This is a genomic window from Amycolatopsis sp. NPDC059021 (assembly GCF_042739895.1).
In the GTDB taxonomy this organism is placed as follows: domain Bacteria; phylum Actinomycetota; class Actinomycetes; order Mycobacteriales; family Pseudonocardiaceae; genus Amycolatopsis.
On the sequence record NZ_JBHYIQ010000155.1, the window covers coordinates 1 to 17029 of the forward strand.

Sequence of the window (17029 nt, forward strand, 5' to 3'; positions counted from 1 at the left end):
TCACAGCGTTGAGCGCTGTGAAGGAGGCCTTCACGGAACGACGGAAAGATCAGACGGTGAAGCCGAGGGCGCGCAGTTGTTCGCGGCCGTCCTCGGTGATCTTCTCCGGGCCCCACGGCGGCATCCAGACCCAGTTGATCCGGAAGTCGCTGACCAGCCCGCCGGAGGTCAGCGCCGAGGCGGTCTGGTCCTCGATGACGTCGGTCAGCGGGCAGGCCGCCGAGGTCAGCGTCATGTCGATGGTCGCGGTGTTGTCCGTCTCGACGCGAATGTCGTAGACGAGGCCGAGGTCAACGACGTTGATGCCCAGTTCGGGGTCGACGACGTCGCGCATCGCCTCCTCGACGTCCTCGATCTTGGCGACGTCGGCGGCGGGGGCCGCCTGCTCCGGCAGATCGGCGGCGGTCCGGCCCTCGCGGTGTTCGGGGGTCTCGGTGACCGTGGTGGTCGTCTCGGGGGTCTGGGGGTCGCCCCCAGAAGGTACAGCAGTCGTCATGCCGTTTCAGCTCCACTGGTGGTTCGGGCTACCGCGTCCTTGAAGGCCATCCAGCCGAGCAACGCGCACTTGACCCGCGCGGGGTACTTCGCGACGCCCGCGAAGGCGATGCCGTCCTCCAGCACGTCCTCGTCCGGTTCGACCTTGCCCTTGCCCTGCATCAGTTCCACGAAGGCGTCCATGGTGGTGAACGCCTCCTCCACAGTGTGCCCCACGACGAGATCCGTCAACACCGAGGTCGAGGCCTGGCTGATCGAGCAGCCCTGGCCCTCGTAGGAGATGTCGGCGACCTTCCCGTCGTCGAGCTTGACGCGCAGCGTGACCTCGTCACCGCAGGTCGGGTTGACCTGGAACGACTCGGCGTCGAACGGCTCGCGCAGGCCGCGCCCGTGCGGGTTCTTGTAGTGGTCCAGGATGATCTCCTGGTACATGCTCTCCAGGTTCATAGCTCACGCGACCCCGAAGAACTTCTGCGCCTCGCGGACACCCGCCACCAGGGCGTCCACTTCGGACAGTGTGTTGTAGAGGTAGAACGAGGCACGCACGGTCGCCTGCGCCCCGCAGGCCCGGTGCAGCGGCCAAGCGCAGTGGTGCCCGACCCGGACCGCGATGCCGAGGCTGTCCAGCACCTGACCGGCGTCGTGCGGGTGCACGCCCTCGATCTCGAACGCGATCGTGGCGCCGCGGCTCTCCAGGTCCGCGGGCCCGACGATCCGCACGCCCGGGATCGCGCTGAGCCCGGCCAGCGCGCGCTCGGCGAGCACGTGCTCGTGCGCCGCGACGCGGTCCATGCCGATGGCCGACAGATAATCGACGGCCGCGCCGAGCCCGATGGCCTGCGAGGTCATCGGCACGCCCGCCTCGAACCGCTGCGGCGGCGGGGCGAACGTCGTGCCCTCCATCTTCACCAGCTCGATCATCGACCCGCCGGTGAGGAACGGCGGCATCGCGGCGAGCAGCTCCTGGCGTCCATAAAGGACACCGATGCCGGACGGGCCGAGCATCTTGTGCCCGGAGAACACGGCGAAGTCGACGCCCAGCGCGTGGAAGTCCACGGGGAAGTGGGGCACCGACTGACAGGCGTCCAGCACGGTGAACGCGCCGACCGCCTTCGCCTTCTCGACCAGGAACTCGACCGGGTTGACCGTGCCGAGCACATTGGACTGGTGCGCGAACGCGACCACCTTGGTGCGCGGCGTGATCAGCTCGTCCACATCGGACAGATCCAGCCTGCCATCGGCGGTCACCTTGAACCACTTCAGCGTGGCCCCGGTCCGCTGGCAGAGCTGCTGCCACGGCACGAGGTTGGCGTGGTGTTCCATCTCGGTGATGACGATCTCGTCACCCGGGCCGACGACGAAGCGCGCGGCCTCGGGACCGGCCGTGGCGGCGTTGCCCATCGAGTACGCGACGAGGTTGATGCCCTCGGTGGCGTTCTTGGTGAACACCAGCTCCTCCGGCTCCGCCCCGACGAACTCCGCGATCCGCGCGCGGGCGGATTCGTAGGCGTCGGTGGCTTCCTCGGAGAGCTGGTGCGCGCCGCGGTGCACGGCCGCGTTCGAGGTCTCGACGTAGTGCCGTTCGGCGTCGAGAACCTGCGTGGGCCGTTGCGAGGTCGCCCCGGAATCCAGATACACCAACGGTTTCCCATCACGCACGGTGCGCGACAGGATCGGGAAGTCGGCGCGCAGCGCCGTCACGTCCAAGGGGACAGAGCTGGCCGAGGTGGTGGTCATCGGCTCGACTCCTCTCGGTGTAGTCGGGGCTTCCGGGGCGAACGGAACGTCAGACGGCGGCTTCGGCCTTGCCGACGTACTTGACGTAGCCGTTCTCCTCCAGCTCGTCGGCCAGCTCCCTGCCGCCCGACTCGACGATCTTGCCGCCGGCGAAGACGTGCACGAAGTCGGGGGTGATGTGCTTGAGGATGCGGGTGTAGTGCGTGATCAGCATGACGCCGACCTCGCTCGAAGCCTTGTAGTCGTTGACACCCTGCGAGACGACCCGCAGCGCGTCGACGTCGAGGCCCGAGTCGGTCTCGTCGAGGATCGCGAACTTCGGCTTGAGCAGCGCCAGCTGCAGGATCTCGTGACGCTTCTTCTCACCGCCGGAGAAGCCCTCGTTGACCGAGCGCTCGGCGAACTCCTGCGAGATCTCGAGCTTGCCCATCTCCTCCTTGACCTCCTTGACCCAGTGGCGCAGCTTGGGGGCCTCGCCACGGACCGCGGTGGCCGCGGTGCGCAGGAAGTTGGACATGGACACGCCCGGCACCTCGACCGGGTACTGCATCGCGAGGAACAGGCCGGCGCGGGCGCGCTCGTCGACGCTCATCTCCAGCACGTCCTCACCGTCGAGCAGGACCTGCCCGGAGGTGACCTCGTACTTGGGGTGCCCGGCGATCGCGTAGGACAGCGTCGACTTGCCCGAGCCGTTGGGGCCCATGATCGCGTGCGTCTCACCGGAGCGGATGGTCAGGTTGACGCCCTTGAGGATCTCCTTGGCACCCTCGTCGGTGGTCACCGACGCGTGCAGATCCTTGATTTCCAGCGTTGCCATTTCTTTCCTCAGAGTCTGTTGTGGACGGACGGGCGTCAGGCGCCGACGGCTTCGAGTTCGGCCTCGATCGCGGCTTCGAGGCGCTCGCGCACCTCGGGGACGTCGATCTTGACCAGGATCTCGTGGAAGAACCCGCGCACGACCAGCCGCCGCGCCGCCTCTTCCCCGATTCCGCGCGACTGCAGGTAGAACAACTGCTCGTCGTCGAACCTTCCCGTCGCGCTCGCGTGCCCGGCGCCCTCGATCTCGCCGGTCTCGATCTCCAGGTTCGGCACCGAGTCCGCGCGCGCCCCCGGCGTCAGCACCAGGTTGCGGTTGAGCTCGTAGGTGTCGGTCGCCTCGGCGGCCGCGCGGATGAGCACGTCCCCGATCCACACCGTGTGCGCGTCGTCGCCCTGCAGCGCGCCCTTGTACATCACGCGGGACTTGCAGTTGGCGACCGCGTGGTCCACGAACAGGCGGTGTTCCTGGTGCTGGCCCTTGTCCGCGAAGTACAGGCCGAGCATCTCGACGTCGCCGCCCTTGTCCGCGAAGGTCGCGGTGGGCGAGACCCGGACCAGGTCGCCGCCCAGGGTGATGACGATGTGCTTGAGCGTGGCGTCGCGGCCGAGCTTGAGGTGCTGTTCGGAGACGTGCACCGCGTCGTCGGCCCAGTCCTGGACGCTGACCACGGTGACCTTCGCGCCGTCGCCGATCACGAACTCGACGTTGTCCGCGTAGGTGCCGGAGCCGACGTGGTCGAGCACGACGACGGCCTCGGCGAACGCCTCGGCGCGGACCTGCAGGTGCCCGTAGGCGACCTTGCCCTCGCCGGGGCCGTGGATCCGCAGCACGGACGGCTTCGACGCCTGCGTCTCCTTCGGCGCGGTGACGATCGTGGCCTTGGCGAAGGAGGAGTACGCCTGCGCGGCGATCCGGTCGCTCGGCACGCCGGCCTCGCCGAGGCGGGCGTCGTCGCGGCCGGCGGTCTCGATCTTCAGCTCGGGCGCCGCTTCGACGTCCAGGGTGATCTCGCCCGAGGCGGCGGCGCCGTCGTGCAGACCGCGCAGCCGCTTCATCGGGGTGAAGCGCCAGTTCTCCTCACGACCGCCCGGGACCTCGAAGGCCTCGACGTCGTAGGAGGTGAACCGCTCCGCGCGGGAGGTCGCCGGCACGACGACCCCCTCACGCATCGCGGAGGCAACGTTGTTCTCGGTAACGGGCATGACTAGCCGACGGACCCTTCCATCTGGAGCTCGATCAGGCGGTTCAGCTCGAGCGCGTACTCCATCGGCAGCTCGCGCGCGATGGGCTCGACGAACCCGCGCACGATCATCGCCATGGCCTCGGCCTCGTCGAGACCGCGGGACATCAGGTAGAACAGCTGCTCTTCGCTGACCTTCGACACCGTGGCCTCGTGGCCCATCGACACCTCGTCGTTGCGGATGTCCACATACGGGTAGGTGTCCGACCGCGAGATCGTGTCGACCAGCAGCGCGTCACAGACGACGCTGGAGCGCGAGTGGTGGGCCCGCTTCGCGACCTTGACCAGGCCGCGGTAGGAGGTCCGGCCGCCGCCGCGCGCCACCGACTTCGACACGATGGTCGAGGAGGTGTACGGCGCGAGGTGCTCCATCTTGGCGCCCGCGTCCTGGTGCTGGCCCTCGCCCGCGAACGCGACCGACAGGACCTCGCCCTTGGCGTGCTCGCCCATGAGGAACACCGACGGGTACTTCATCGTCACCTTGGAACCGATGTTGCCGTCGATCCATTCCATGGTCGCGCCCTCTTCGCACTTGGCGCGCTTGGTGACCAGGTTGTAGACGTTGTTCGACCAGTTCTGGATGGTCGTGTAGCGGCAGCGGGCGCCCTTCTTGACGATGATCTCCACGACCGCCGAGTGCAGCGAGTCGGACTGGTAGATCGGCGCCGTGCAGCCCTCGACGTAGTGCACGTAGGCGTCTTCGTCGACGATGATCAGGGTCCGCTCGAACTGGCCCATGTTCTCGGTGTTGATCCGGAAGTAGGCCTGCAGCGGGATCTCCACGTGCACGCCCTTCGGCACGTAGATGAACGAGCCGCCGGACCACACCGCGGTGTTCAGCGCGGAGAACTTGTTGTCACCGGCCGGGATCACGGAGCCGAAGTACTCCTGGAAGATCTCCGGGTGCTCCTTGAGCGCGGTGTCGGTGTCCAGGAACAGCACGCCCTGCTCCTCCAGGTCCTCGCGGATCTGGTGGTAGACGACCTCGGACTCGTACTGCGCCGCGACACCGGCGACGAGGCGCTGCTTCTCCGCCTCGGGGATGCCGAGCTTGTCGTAGGTGTTCTTGATGTCCTCGGGCAGGTCGTCCCAGGAGGTCGCCTGCTTCTCCGTGGACCGCACGAAGTACTTGATGTTGTCGAAGTCGATCCCGGAGAGGTCCGCGCCCCAGTTGGGCATGGGCTTCTTCTCGAAGAGCTTGAGCGCCTTCAGTCGCGCTTCGCGCATCCACTCCGGCTCGGACTTCTTCGAAGAGATGTCGGTGACGACGTCCTCGTTCAGCCCGCGACGGGCGCTGGCGCCCGCCTCGTCGGAGTCCGCCCAGCCGAACGCGTACTTGCCAAGGGACTCGATGGTCTCTTCCTGGCTCAGTGGCGCGGTGGTGGGAGTGCGCTGCTCGGCAGCGGCAGTCATGCGGGTTTCCCTCCATTCGGGATCCGTGCTTTACGTCCGGAAGGCGGTGGGGCCGCCTCCGGACGCTCTGTGCTCCCCGGCGCTTGTGGTGCCGGGCTACCCGCCGTGGCGGCGGGTACGTGTGTGGTGCACGCGTTGTCACCGCGCGCGATGGTCGCCAGCCGCTGCACGTGCGTGCCGAGCAGCCGGGCGAACGCCTCGGTCTCGGCCTCGCACAGCTGCGGGAACTCCGCGGCGACGTGGGCGACCGGGCAGTGGTGCTGGCAGAGCTGTTCGCCGACGCCGACCTGACGGGTCGACGCAGCGTAGCCCTCCCTGGTCAGAGCGGTCGCGAGGGCCTCGGCCCGTGCCGCGGGGTCGTCCTCACCGGTGATCGCCTTGCGGTGCGGCTCGACGAGCGAGGCGACGCGACGCTCGGCGAAGGCGCGTACGGCGTCCTCGCCCGCGTGCTCGGCGAGGAACCGGATGGCCGACACGGCGAGGTCGTCGTAGGCATGCCCGAAGCGGGCGCGACCGGCCTCGGTGAGCAGGAACAGCTTCGCGGGGCGGCCCCGGCCTCGGGGCCCGCGGCGCGGCGCGTCCCGCGTCTCGGCTTCGCCGTCCGCGAGAAGCGCGTCGAGGTGGCGGCGGATCGCCGTCGGGCTGATCCCGAGCTGCTCGGCGACCGTCACCGCGGTCATCGGGCCCTGCTCCAGCAGCAGCCGGGCGACCTCGTGCCGGGTCCGGCCCTCGGCGCTGACCTGCACGGGAACAGGGGGAACCCCGGCGGAGTACGTGTCGTCACCCACCTGCTCACCCGCTCCCGTCTTTTTCACAACACAAGTGTGTCTTATTTCCTCCGGGACTTCAAAGGCGGGGCGTCCGGCAGTGACCCGAGTCACCCTAAAGTCGACTCGATACGCTTCGTGGCGTGGCAGTCGGCGAGCACCCCGCGCAGCGGGACCCTGGGGAAGACGCGGCCCGCGGCGACGGTATTCCGGTGATGGCGCTGCCGGACGTGCCCTCGCCCGTCGGCCCGCTCGAACCTGAGCCCCTCGATGCCCGCGAACGGCGCGGGCTGGACGTCGTGCGGCGGTTCGGCACGGTCGGCGCGCTCTTCCTCGCGCTCGGCTCGCTCGGCGCGGGCGCGGCCCCGGTGCTCAACCCGGTGCAGGAGATCCCTGTCCTGCGGCTGTTCACCCGGATCCCGACGGTGTCGCTCGCGATCGCCTTCGCCGGCATGGGCATCCTGGTGATCAGCTGGCTGATGCTCGGCCGGTTCGCCCGGCCGGACCGCGCGCGCCTGGCGACCCAGGCCCAGCTCGCCCGCACGATCGCGATGTGGGTGGCGCCGCTGCTGGTCATCCCGCCGCTGTTCTCCCGCGACGTCTACAGCTACCTCGCGCAGAGCGAGATCGTGCACCGCGGGATGGACCCGTACACGCTCGGCCCCGCGCAGGCGCTCGGCGTCGCCGACCCGCTCACCGCGGGGGTGTCGAACATGTGGCGCGAGACGCCCGCGCCGTACGGGCCGCTGGACCTGCGCCTCGGCGGCTGGCTGGCGCCGCTCGCGGGGAACAACATCGTGTTCGGCGTGCTGCTGCAGCGCGGGCTGGCGCTGATCGGAGTGGTGCTGATCATCTGGGCGCTGCCCCGGCTGGCGCGGCGCTTCGGCGTCCAGCCCGCGACGGCGCTGTGGCTGGGCGCGGCGAACCCGTTGCTGATCTTCCACTTCATCGCCGGCGCCCACAACGACTCGCTGGCCATCGGGCTCATGGTCGCCGGGCTGGAGATCGGCATCCGGCGGCTGCCGGTGCGGATCAAGGGCGACAGTCCCCCGCCGCTGGCCAAGGGGGAACTGCTGTTCATCGGCCTCGGCGTCGCCGTCATCACGCTCGGGGTGGCGGTGAAGGCACTGCCCGTGGTGGCGCTGCCGTTCCTGACGGTGATGGTCGCGCGGCGCTGGCACGGGCGGATCAAGGACCTCGTGCTGGCCGCGCTGCCGATGGCGGCGCTGTTCGGCGTCCTCCTCGTGGTGGTGTGCGAAGGCACCGGGCTCGGCTTCGGCTGGATCGGCACCACGTTCAACACCCCCGGGCTGGTCCGCAGCTGGATCTCCCCCACCGCCGAGCTCGCCCAGCTCGACGGCGTGCTGGGCATCACGCTCGGCCTCGGCAACCACACCAACGCGCTGGTGCCGATCTTCGGCACGCTCGGCTTCATCGTCGCCGGCCTGATCACCGTCAAGTTCCTGTGGGACAGCTTCAAATGGCGCTACCGCCCGATCATCGGCCTCGGCGTCGCGCTGGGCGCGGTGACGATCCTGCAGATCAACCTGCAGCCGTGGTACGTGCTGTGGGCGGTGATCCCGCTCGCCGCGGCGGCGGGGACGTCCCGGTTCCGGATCGTCGCGACGGTGATCAGCGCGGGCCTGCCGTTCCTGCTGCCCCCGACCGGCAGCACCTTCGACGGGCGTTCGTACGTACTGCCGTGGGCGTACGGCGCGGCGATCCTCGTCGTCCTCACCGGACTGGCGATCGTGCGCAGGCAGTCGCCGCTTCTGCTGTCGAGGCCGTCCCCCAAAGTCTCGGCGACCGCAGAGGCCGTATCGTAAACGGTCGTGAGTGCCCCCGCCGTCGAGATCACCGGCCTGGTGAAGCGTTACGGTCCCACCACCGCCGTCGACGGTCTCGACCTGCGGATGGAACGTGGGTCCGTGCTCGCGCTGCTGGGCCCCAACGGGGCGGGCAAGACCACCACCGTCGAGATCTGCGAAGGCTTTCTGCGTCCTGACGCCGGTTCCGTGCGTGTCCTCGGTCTCGATCCCGCCCGCGAGTCGGCGGCGCTGCGGCCTCGCGTCGGCGTCATGCCTCAGGGCGGTGGCGCGTATCCGGGTGTCCGGGCGGGCGAGATGCTGCGGCTCGTGGCGTCGTGCGCGGCGAACCCGCTCGATCCGGCCTGGCTGCTGGACGTGCTCGGCCTCGCCGCCGCGCGGCGGACGCCGTTCAAACGGCTCTCCGGCGGGCAGCAGCAACGCCTTTCGCTGGCGTGCGCGCTGATCGGGCGGCCGGAGCTGGTGTTCCTCGACGAGCCGACGGCGGGAATGGACCCGCAGGCGCGACGCCTGGTGTGGGACCTCCTGCAGGCGTTGCGCGCCGACGGCGTCAGCGTGCTGCTCACCACGCACCTCATGGAGGAGGCCGAAAGCCTGGCCGATTCCATCGTGATCGTCGACCACGGCAAGGTCGTCCTCGCCGGTTCGCCGCAGACGCTGACCGTGGAGAACGGGGAAGCGGCGCAGCTGCGGTTCAAGGCGCGGACGCGGCTCGACACCGCGCTGTTGAGCGCCGCGCTGCCCGAGGGATACGTGGTCCGCGAGTCCTCGCCGGGCACGTACCTCGTCGAGGGCGCCGTGGACCCGCAGGTGGTCTCCGCGGTGACGTCGTGGTGCGCGCAGCAAGGCGTACTGCCGGAGGAATTGCAGGTGGGACGGCGGACGCTGGAGGAAGTCTTCCTGGAGCTGACCGGACGGGAGCTGCGCGCGTAATGACCTTCCCCGCCGGTACGTTCACTCCCGCGCCGGGCCGCGGCTCGCTCGGCCGCATGCTGCGCACCCACGCGCGCGTCGAGGCGAGCCTGACGCTGCGGCACGGCGAGCAGATCCTGCTGACCCTGCTGATCCCGCTGGCGCTGCTGATCGGGTTGTCGCTGCTGAACATCCTCCCGGCGGCCCAGCTCGGCTCGACGTCCAAAGTGGACTGGATGACGCCGCGGGTGCTGGCGCTGGCGGTGATGTCCTCGGCGTTCACCGGCCAGGCGATCGCACTGGGTTTCGACCGGCGATACGGTGTCCTGAAACGGCTTTCCGCCACCGCGCTGCCGCGCTGGCTGCTGGTCGCCGGGCGGGTCGTGGCGGCGCTGGTCGTGGTGGCGCTGCAGTCGGTGATCATCGGCGCGGTGGCCCTGCTGCTCGGCTGGTCGCCGTCGGGTGCCGGGGTTTTCGCGGCGGTGGTGCTGTTGTTCTTCGGGACGCTGGCCTTCGGCGCGCTGGGCGTGCTGCTCGGCGGCGCGCTGCGGGCCGAGGCGGTGCTGGCGCTGGCGAACATCGTGTGGTTCGTGCTGCTGCTGGCGGGCGGGATCCTGCTGGCGCCCTCGACGATGCCTTCGGGCGTCGGGGTGTTCGTCTCGCTGCTGCCCTCGGGCGCGCTGGCGGAGGGCCTGCGGGCGGCGCTGGTGGACGGGACGTTCGCCTGGGGACCGCTGGGCGTGCTCGTGGCATGGGCCGTGGCGGCGGGCGCCGTCGCGAGCCGCACCACCCGCCTGACCTGACCGCTCCCGTCCTCCCGCGCGTCAAGCGCCCCAATGCCACCGGTGTCGCGAAAGCTCCGTTGGGGACGGTGAGCGTCCCGAACGGAGCGTTCGCGACAAAGGACGTGGTGCCCGGCGCGCCTCCTCAGAGGCGGGAGTTCAGCAGGGTCGCCAGTTCCCTGATGCGCCGGACCGATTCCGGGGCTCGCTCGGCGTCGGGCGCCTCGGACAGGAACACCAGCGCCAGCATCACCGCCGCGTCCAGCCGGAGCAGCAACTCCTCGGGATCGGACAGCTCGGGCAGCGGCCGGACGGCTTCATAACCGGCGAGGAACGTGTCGGCGGGCTTCTCGTTCTCCAGGATCCGGTACAGGTCGAGAGCCGCGGGGCCGATGAGCGCGTTCGACCAGTCGACGAACGCGAGCAGCCGCCCGCCCCGCGCCCGCAGGTTGCTGCCCCGCACGTCCAGGTGCAGCAGGCTGGGACCGAACCGGTCGAGGCCGCGCGCGATCTCGGCGAGCCGCTCCTCGGCGGGCAGGCCGGGCAGGTCCGGCACCAGCTTCGCCGCCTCGGCCCAGCGGCGGGTGATCCGGCGGCCGAGCAGCAGCGGTGTCGGCAGGTTCTCCTGGGCCACGGGCGTGATCGGCGGCGGGGACACCGCGTGCAGCGCGGCCACGCCGCGGCCGACCTCCGCCGGATCGGGTTCCGTGCCGTCGGCGTCGACGTAGCTGGTCAGCAGGGCGATCCCGCCGTCGATCCGCAGCAGCCGGTGGGCGACCGGGACCGGGACTCCGCTGCCCGACAGGTGGGTCAGGATCGCCCATTCCTGCTCCAGGAGGTCGTCGGCGGAGACGTACGGGTCGTTGACGTTGCGGTAGACGGTCTCCTTGGGGATCCGCAGGGCGACCGTGCCGTATTCCGGCGACTCGGCCCGGTACACCGCGAACTCCAGCCCCTCGCCCGCCGAGGACACGTTCCGAAGACCCGCCGCTTCGGCGAACGGCCGCACTGAACCGGCCATGTCCGGCAGTCCCCCTCGGGCCCACAGTCGTGGATCACCCGGGTGAGTGATCTCTGTCCAGGGCCGATGCTCGCCGTCGTGGGGTCGCAACGCTGTGCGCAGGCAAGACGTCGCTCACTCACACGAATCACAAGAGTCACACTGAGCGCCAAGAGACACACAAATTTACAACTACCACTTTAGTCACGCACACTCCTTGCGAGCGCGACTTCGTCTCCGGCGTGTCGCGCGGGGTCGGCAAGGGAGGCCGCGATGAAGGTGGGCATCAGGCTCGCGATCGGAAGCGCCTGCGCCGCCGCCGTGGCGGTGGGCGTGCTGGTGACGGGCGAGGGCCACGGCGGCGGCGCCGGGCCCGGCGAGACCGAAGCGGCGGTCAACCTCGCGGCGGCGGGCGACGACCAGGTGCCCGGTATGGACGTCTCCTCCCACCAGGGCAACGTCGACTGGGGCGCGGCCTGGCGCAACGGAGCCCGGTTCGCCTACGTCAAGGCGACCGAGAACACCAACTACACCAACCCGTTCTTCGCCCAGCAGTACAACGGCTCCTACGACGTCGGCATGATCCGCGGCGCCTACCACTTCGCCGTGCCGAACGCCACGAGCGCGGTGGCGCAGGCCGATTTCTTCGTCTCGCACGGTGGCGGCTGGTCGCCCGACGGCCGGACCATGCCGCCGATGCTGGACATCGAATACAACCCCTACGGCCCCACCTGCTACGGACTGTCCAAACCGGACATGGTCAACTGGATCAAGGCCTTCTCCGACCGGATCCACGCGAAGACCACCCGGTGGCCGATGATCTACACGACCACCGACTGGTGGCAGACCTGCACCGGCAACAGCCCGTTGTTCGGCGACACCCATCCGCTGTTCATCGCCCGCTACGCCAGCAATGTCGGTCCCCTGCCCAGCGGCTGGAAGTACTACACGCTCTGGCAGTACGCCGACGCCGGGAAGTTCCCCGGCGACCAGAACGTCTTCGACGGCACGATGGAGCGGCTGAAAGCGCTCGCTCTCGGCGAGGGCCGTACCGAGGTGCCGCCGTCCAAGCCGGTGAACCCGACGCCCGCGCCGACCAGTTCCGCGCCGTCGTCGAGCAAACCCGCGACGACCAGCTCAAGCCCGCCGCCGACGAGCAAGTCCACCACGCCCAAGTCCACCAGCCCGTCCCCGAGCACGTCGGCACCGAAGACGAAGCCGAGCACCGCGCCGACGACGTCGTCCGGCCGCGCGGACAAGACGCCGGGGCTGATCTGGGCGGGCGGCAAGACCCCGGCGAAGCAACCTCGCGCCGAGCTGACGCCGCCGAGCACCCGCACGAGCGAACCCGCGCTGGTGGCGGTGCCGGTGACCACGGCACCCGGCACCACCGAGCCGAGCTCCTCCCCCAGCACGAGCCCGCTGCCGGGCGTCGAGGTCGAGGCACCCGCCCCCGCGGCACAAGCCAACGAAGCGGCCACGACGCGGGCGAGCGGCGATCTCGCCAGCACCGGCGTCCACACGGCCCGGATGGTGGTGTTCGGCGCGAGCCTCGTCGTGCTCGGCGCGTGCCTGCTGATGTCGCTCCGCATGATGGTGCTGCGCCGCCGCCCGAAGCGGATCCGGTGACGACGGCAACGACGCGGACGTGAGCCGCGTCGCCTCGGCGAGGCCTGAAGGAAGCGGGAAAACGGGCGGTTCTACTATCGAACGGTGCCGCCACTCCGCAAGCTGATCGCCCGCCTGCCCTATCCGTCCGCCGCGGTCCAGCGGGCGGTCGCGATCGCGGCGGTGATCGCGCAGGCCGGGATCGGCGTGACCGGGTCGGTCGTGCGGGTGACCGGCTCCGGGCTCGGCTGCCCGACCTGGCCGACCTGCGTCGAGGGCAGCATCGTCCCGGTCGCCCATCCGGAGCTGCACGCGCTCAACCAGTGGATCGAGTTCTCCAACCGCATGCTCACGGGCGTCGTGATCGCGGTCGCCGCGCTGTGCGTCATCACCGCGTGGCGGGTGCAGATCGACCACCCGGAACGCCGCCGCCTGGTCAAGCTCGCCTGGACGATGCCCGCCGGTGTGGTGCTGCAGGCCGTCGTCGGCGGGATGACCGTGCTGGCGAAGCTCGAATGGTGGACGGTCGCGATCCACTTCCTCGCCTCGACACCGCTGGTGTGGTGCGCGGTCCTGCTGCTGCGCGCGTTCGGCGAGGGCGACGACGCGCCGCGCTGGCTCGTCCCGCCCGCGGGCCGCAAGATGCTCACCGGGCTCATCGTGACGATGTGGGCGGTGCTGATCGCCGGCACCACGGTCACCGGGGCCGGGCCGCACGGCGGCGACCTCAAGACCCACCGGCTCGCCGCGCCGATCGAGGCCCTCGCCCAGGTCCACGGTGGACTGCTGGTGGTCTACCTGATCGTGCTGGCGATGTTCGGCCTGCTGCTGATGCGTTCCTCCGCGCCCCGCGACCTGTGGCGCCGCTACGTCGTCGTCTGGGTCGTCGCGCTCGCCCAGGGCGGGCTCGGTTCGTTGCAGTACGCGCTGGGTGTGCCCGAGGCGATGGTTTCCTTCCACGTCCTCGGTTCGGCGCTGGTGATCGTCGCGACCGCCGCGCTGTGGTGCGGCGCCCGCGACCGCGGTCCCGTCACCTCGCTGACCGCGCCGGAACGGGAACTCGCCACCGCGAGCTGAACTCGCCGCACCACCGGACGTCCGGCGGCCATCCGGCTGCGGCCCGTGTCCGCCTACTCTTGTCGGATTGGTAACGTCGCGTCGGCGTACCGGCCAGTCCCCGCACCTAGGCTCCGCCTCGGTACCCCCGCGAAGCGCCGAGGTGACACGTCCATGAAGTCCAGCACCGCCCCGAAACCTCTCGTCTCCGGCCGCCGTGGCACCGCCGAGATGATCGTCCTCAAGACCTTCCTGCTCGTCCCGTTCGCGGCGCTGCTCGCCGCGCTCCCGCTGGCCTGGGGCTGGGGCCTGTCCTGGCTGGACCTCGCGCTGGCCGCGGTGTTCTACACCTTCGGCACGCTCGGCGTGACCGTCGGATACCACCGCTACTTCACCCACGGCGCGTTCAAGACCGGCCGCGGCCTGCGGATCGTGCTGGCCGTGGCGGGCAGTATGGCGGTGCAGGGTTCGGTGATCTTCTGGGTCGCGAGCCATCGCCGTCACCACGCCTACGCCGACCGCGAGGGCGATCCGCACTCGCCGTGGCTGTTCGGGACGTCGCCCGTGGCGCTGCTGCGGGGTTTCTGGCACGCGCACATGGGCTGGCTGTTCCAGCGCGAGGTGACCAACTACGACCGGTTCGCGCCCGATCTGGTCGGCGACCGCGATCTGCGGATGGTCAACCGGTACTTCTGGCTGTGGATCACGCTGAGCCTCGCGCTGCCCGCCCTGCTCGGCGGGCTGGTCAGCTGGTCGTGGTGGGGCGCGGTGACCGCGTTCTTCTGGGCCGGGCTGGTGCGGATCGCCTTCCTGCACCACGTGACGTGGTCGGTGAACTCGATCTGCCATCTGGTCGGCTCCCGGCCGTTCGCCAGCCGCGACAAGGCCGCCAACTTCTGGCCGCTGGCCATCCTGTCCATGGGCGAGTCGTGGCACAACTCGCACCACGCCGACCCGACGTGTGCGCGCCACGGGGTGCTGCGCGGGCAGGTCGACGTCTCGGCGCGGGTGATCTGGCTGTTCGAACGGTGCGGGCTCGCTCGCGACGTCCGCTGGCCGCGCGCGGAACGCCTTGCGGCGAAACGGGTTCCGGCCTAGGCGAGCTGCCCGCGCACGGCGGAGGCGAACCGTAGCGGCGCGCCGGCGTCGGCGTGGCGGAAGCCGAGCGACGGCTCGGCGAGTTCCAGCTCCAGCAACAGCGGAGCGCCGTCCTCGCCGCGGACGACGTCGACGCGGGCGTAGAGCAGTTCGGCGCGCAGGATGCCGAGCAGGGCCGACGCGGCGTCGACCGTGTCCTCGGCGAGCGCGCGCAGGTCGGCCGCGGGCTCGGTGCTCGCCAGCGTTTCCGTGACGTACAAACCGGACTCGTCCAGCTCCCCGCCGAGCATCGCGCCCTTGGTGAAGGCGTGCGAGTAGATCCCGCCGAAGTACACCAGCGCCGTCTCGCCGTGAACGTCCACACTGGACTGATACGGCTGGACGAGCACGGTGTGCCCGTCGCCGTGCAGCGCGGTGAGATGCGCCAGCGCGGCGCCGGTCGCCTCGGCGGTGAACCGGGCGGCACCGCGCGAGCCCGCGCCCACCGACGGCTTGACGACGAAGTCCGAGCCGGGCCAGCGTGCCTCGTCGCCGGGTTTCACCAGCTCGGTCGGGACCACCGGGAGCCCGGCGCCGATCAGCTCGGCGAGGTAGGACTTGTCGGTGTTCCAGCGCACCACGGGTGCCGCGTTCACCAGCGCGGGCACGGACTCGCACCAGCCGAGGAACTCGTCACGCCGCTCGGCGTAGTCCCAGCTCGCCCGCAGGATCACCAGGTCCGCGGCGGTGAAATCGACAGACCCGTCGTCCCAGGACGCCCAGCGCACACCGAAGCCGACGTCGGCCAATGCGGCGGGCACGGCGTGTTCGTCACCGTCGCCTTCGGGCAGTTGGGGGCAGCCGACGAGGATCGCCGAGAAGGTCACCGGCCCGCCATCCGGCGCCGGTGCTCCGGCCCGATCTTGGCGGCCTGCACCGTCTCACTGTCCCAAGTGGCCGCTTCGAGGTCCTCGACGCCCGCCACCAGGGCGTCACCGGCGGCGGTGTCCGCGACGACGACGTCGCCGAGCGCGCCGTCGGCCCCCACCAGCACGACGCGGGCGCCCGCCCGGCCGATGTTCTCCACCACCGCGCGCGACGGCTTGCCGTGCCGCTTGACGAAGTCCCGCGCGGCGGACAGCTGGGACGAGGTCGGGACGCTCGGTTGCTCGGTCTGCTCAGCCACGTCGCGAGCTTAACCGTCCGATGCCCGGGACGCGGAACAACCGTGGCCTCGGCCATAGTTGTGTCTGGCGAACTCACCCGATGCGAGGAGGAACGATGCCCACCGCAGTACAGGTCGGCCGGACCGGTGGCCCGGACGTGCTGGAGATCGCCGAGATCGAGGTAGGCGACCCGGGGCCGGGCGAGCTCCTGGTCGACGTCGCCGCCGCGGGCGTGAACTACATCGACACCTATCAGCGGGAGGGCATCTACCCGATCCCGACGCCGTTCGTGCTGGGCCTGGAGGGCTCGGGGACGGTCACCGCGGTGGGCGCGGACGTGACCGGTTTCACCCCCGGCGACCGCGTCGCGTGGCAGGGTTCGATCGGGAGCTACGCCGCGCGCAAACTCGTCCCGGCCTCGGTCGCGGTGAAGGTGCCCGAGGGCGTTTCGGACGAGGTCGCGGCCGCGACGATGTTGCAGGGCATCACCGCGCACTACCTGGTCGCCTCCACCTACGAGGTCAAGGCCGGGGACGACGTGCTGGTCCACGCCGCGGCGGGCGGGGTCGGCCTGCTGCTGGTCCAGCTGGCCAAGGCGCGCGGCGCCCGGGTGATCGGCACGGTGTCGACGGCGGAGAAGGAACAGCTGGCCCGCGAGGCGGGCGCCGACGATGTCATCCGTTACGACAAGGAGGACTTCGCCGTGCGCACCAAGGAACTGACCGGCGGCGAGGGCGTCGCGGTGGTGTACGACGGCGTCGGGAAGTCCACTGTGGACGGGAGCCTGGCGAGCCTGAAGGTGCGCGGCCTGCTGGCGCTGTTCGGCGCGGCGAGCGGCCCGGTGCCGCCGATCGACCCGCAGCGGCTGAACTCCGGCGGCTCGCTCTACCTCACGCGGCCGACGTCGGTGCACTACGTCCGCACCCGCGAGGAACTGGACTGGCGGGCCGAGGAACTGTTCAAGGCCATCACCGGCGGCGCGCTGGACATCCGGATCGGCGGCCGGTACGCGCTGGCCGACGCCCGGAAGGCGCACGAGGACCTGCAGGGCCGCCGCACCACCGGCAAGCTCCTGCTCCTCCCCTGACGTCGTCGCTGGTCCGTGGGGGCCTCCTTGAGGGACCCAGAGT

16 protein-coding genes and 1 pseudogene are annotated in these 17029 nt (G+C 70.4%); 7 read left to right on the forward strand and 10 right to left on the reverse strand.

The window, feature by feature from the left end; all coding sequences use genetic code 11:
- Window positions 1-49: 49 nt before the first annotated feature.
- The 7 genes from ACFWX1_RS45450 to ACFWX1_RS45480 are packed head-to-tail and all read right to left on the reverse strand — an operon-like array spanning window position 50 to window position 6520.
- Window positions 50-496: a metal-sulfur cluster assembly factor gene (locus tag ACFWX1_RS45450; RefSeq protein ID WP_378396156.1), complete on the reverse strand. Its 447-nt coding sequence runs from the start codon at window positions 494-496 to the stop codon at window positions 50-52.
- Window positions 493-942, reverse strand: coding sequence for a Fe-S cluster assembly sulfur transfer protein SufU (gene sufU / locus ACFWX1_RS45455; RefSeq protein WP_378396157.1), 450 nt, complete (start codon window positions 940-942; stop codon window positions 493-495). The genes ACFWX1_RS45450 and sufU overlap by 4 nt, the downstream gene beginning before the upstream one ends.
- Before the next feature lie 3 nt (window positions 943-945).
- Window positions 946-2232: a cysteine desulfurase gene (locus ACFWX1_RS45460; RefSeq protein WP_378396158.1), complete on the reverse strand. Its 1287-nt coding sequence runs from the start codon at window positions 2230-2232 to the stop codon at window positions 946-948.
- A gap of 49 nt (window positions 2233-2281) precedes the next feature.
- Entirely contained in the window at window positions 2282-3049 is a 768-nt protein-coding gene (gene sufC, locus ACFWX1_RS45465; protein ID WP_378330846.1) for a Fe-S cluster assembly ATPase SufC, read from the reverse strand.
- Window positions 3050-3084: 35 nt separating this feature from the next.
- Window positions 3085-4254 (reverse strand): Fe-S cluster assembly protein SufD, encoded by a 1170-nt coding sequence (gene sufD / locus ACFWX1_RS45470; protein ID WP_378396159.1) that lies wholly within the window; start codon window positions 4252-4254, stop codon window positions 3085-3087.
- Window positions 4255-4256: 2 nt separating this feature from the next.
- Complete coding sequence (gene sufB, locus ACFWX1_RS45475; protein WP_378330848.1) at window positions 4257-5705, reverse strand: Fe-S cluster assembly protein SufB; 1449 nt, start codon at window positions 5703-5705, stop codon at window positions 4257-4259.
- Window positions 5702-6520, reverse strand: coding sequence for a helix-turn-helix transcriptional regulator (locus ACFWX1_RS45480; protein ID WP_378396160.1), 819 nt, complete (start codon window positions 6518-6520; stop codon window positions 5702-5704). The genes sufB and ACFWX1_RS45480 overlap by 4 nt, the downstream gene beginning before the upstream one ends.
- A gap of 167 nt (window positions 6521-6687) precedes the next feature.
- On the opposite strand from ACFWX1_RS45480, the gene mptB reads away from it, so the two are divergent.
- From mptB to ACFWX1_RS45495, 3 genes are read left to right on the forward strand one after another with little or no spacing between them, the layout of a single operon-like run.
- Window positions 6688-8298: a polyprenol phosphomannose-dependent alpha 1,6 mannosyltransferase MptB gene (gene mptB / locus ACFWX1_RS45485; protein ID WP_378396169.1), complete on the forward strand. Its 1611-nt coding sequence runs from the start codon at window positions 6688-6690 to the stop codon at window positions 8296-8298.
- A 6-nt stretch (window positions 8299-8304) separates the two neighbouring features.
- Window positions 8305-9231, forward strand: coding sequence for an ABC transporter ATP-binding protein (locus ACFWX1_RS45490; RefSeq protein WP_378396161.1), 927 nt, complete (start codon window positions 8305-8307; stop codon window positions 9229-9231).
- A complete protein-coding gene (locus ACFWX1_RS45495) occupies window positions 9231-10013 on the forward strand; it encodes an ABC transporter permease (protein ID WP_378396162.1) in 783 nt (260 codons plus the stop codon). Before ACFWX1_RS45490 ends, ACFWX1_RS45495 begins: the two co-directional genes overlap by 1 nt.
- Window positions 10014-10137: 124 nt before the next feature.
- Here ACFWX1_RS45495 and ACFWX1_RS45500 read toward each other — a convergent pair whose 3' ends face one another.
- Complete coding sequence (locus tag ACFWX1_RS45500) at window positions 10138-11013, reverse strand: phosphotransferase enzyme family protein (protein WP_378396163.1); 876 nt, start codon at window positions 11011-11013, stop codon at window positions 10138-10140.
- 252 nt (window positions 11014-11265) lie between these two features.
- On the opposite strand from ACFWX1_RS45500, the pseudogene ACFWX1_RS45505 reads away from it, so the two are divergent.
- From ACFWX1_RS45505 to ACFWX1_RS45515, 3 genes and pseudogenes are all read left to right on the forward strand, one after another.
- A pseudogene (locus ACFWX1_RS45505) lies at window positions 11266-12033 on the forward strand (lysozyme); the annotation flags it as partial.
- Between the two features lie 672 nt (window positions 12034-12705).
- Entirely contained in the window at window positions 12706-13677 is a 972-nt protein-coding gene (locus ACFWX1_RS45510; RefSeq protein WP_378396164.1) for a heme A synthase, read from the forward strand.
- A gap of 153 nt (window positions 13678-13830) precedes the next feature.
- Window positions 13831-14754, forward strand: coding sequence for an acyl-CoA desaturase (locus ACFWX1_RS45515; protein WP_378396165.1), 924 nt, complete (start codon window positions 13831-13833; stop codon window positions 14752-14754).
- Here ACFWX1_RS45515 and ACFWX1_RS45520 read toward each other — a convergent pair.
- Together ACFWX1_RS45520 and ACFWX1_RS45525 are read right to left on the reverse strand one after the other, a co-directional pair.
- Window positions 14751-15620 carry a RimK family alpha-L-glutamate ligase gene (locus tag ACFWX1_RS45520; protein ID WP_378396166.1) on the reverse strand — a complete coding sequence of 290 codons (870 nt, stop codon included), beginning with the start codon at window positions 15618-15620 and terminating at the stop codon, window positions 14751-14753. The genes ACFWX1_RS45515 and ACFWX1_RS45520 overlap by 4 nt on opposite strands.
- Complete coding sequence (locus ACFWX1_RS45525) at window positions 15617-15919, reverse strand: hypothetical protein (protein WP_378396167.1); 303 nt, start codon at window positions 15917-15919, stop codon at window positions 15617-15619. Before ACFWX1_RS45525 ends, ACFWX1_RS45520 begins: the two co-directional genes overlap by 4 nt.
- A gap of 95 nt (window positions 15920-16014) precedes the next feature.
- Between ACFWX1_RS45525 and ACFWX1_RS45530 the strand changes: the two genes are divergently transcribed.
- Window positions 16015-16986, forward strand: coding sequence for a quinone oxidoreductase family protein (locus ACFWX1_RS45530; protein ID WP_378396168.1), 972 nt, complete (start codon window positions 16015-16017; stop codon window positions 16984-16986).
- Window positions 16987-17029: the final 43 nt, after the last annotated feature.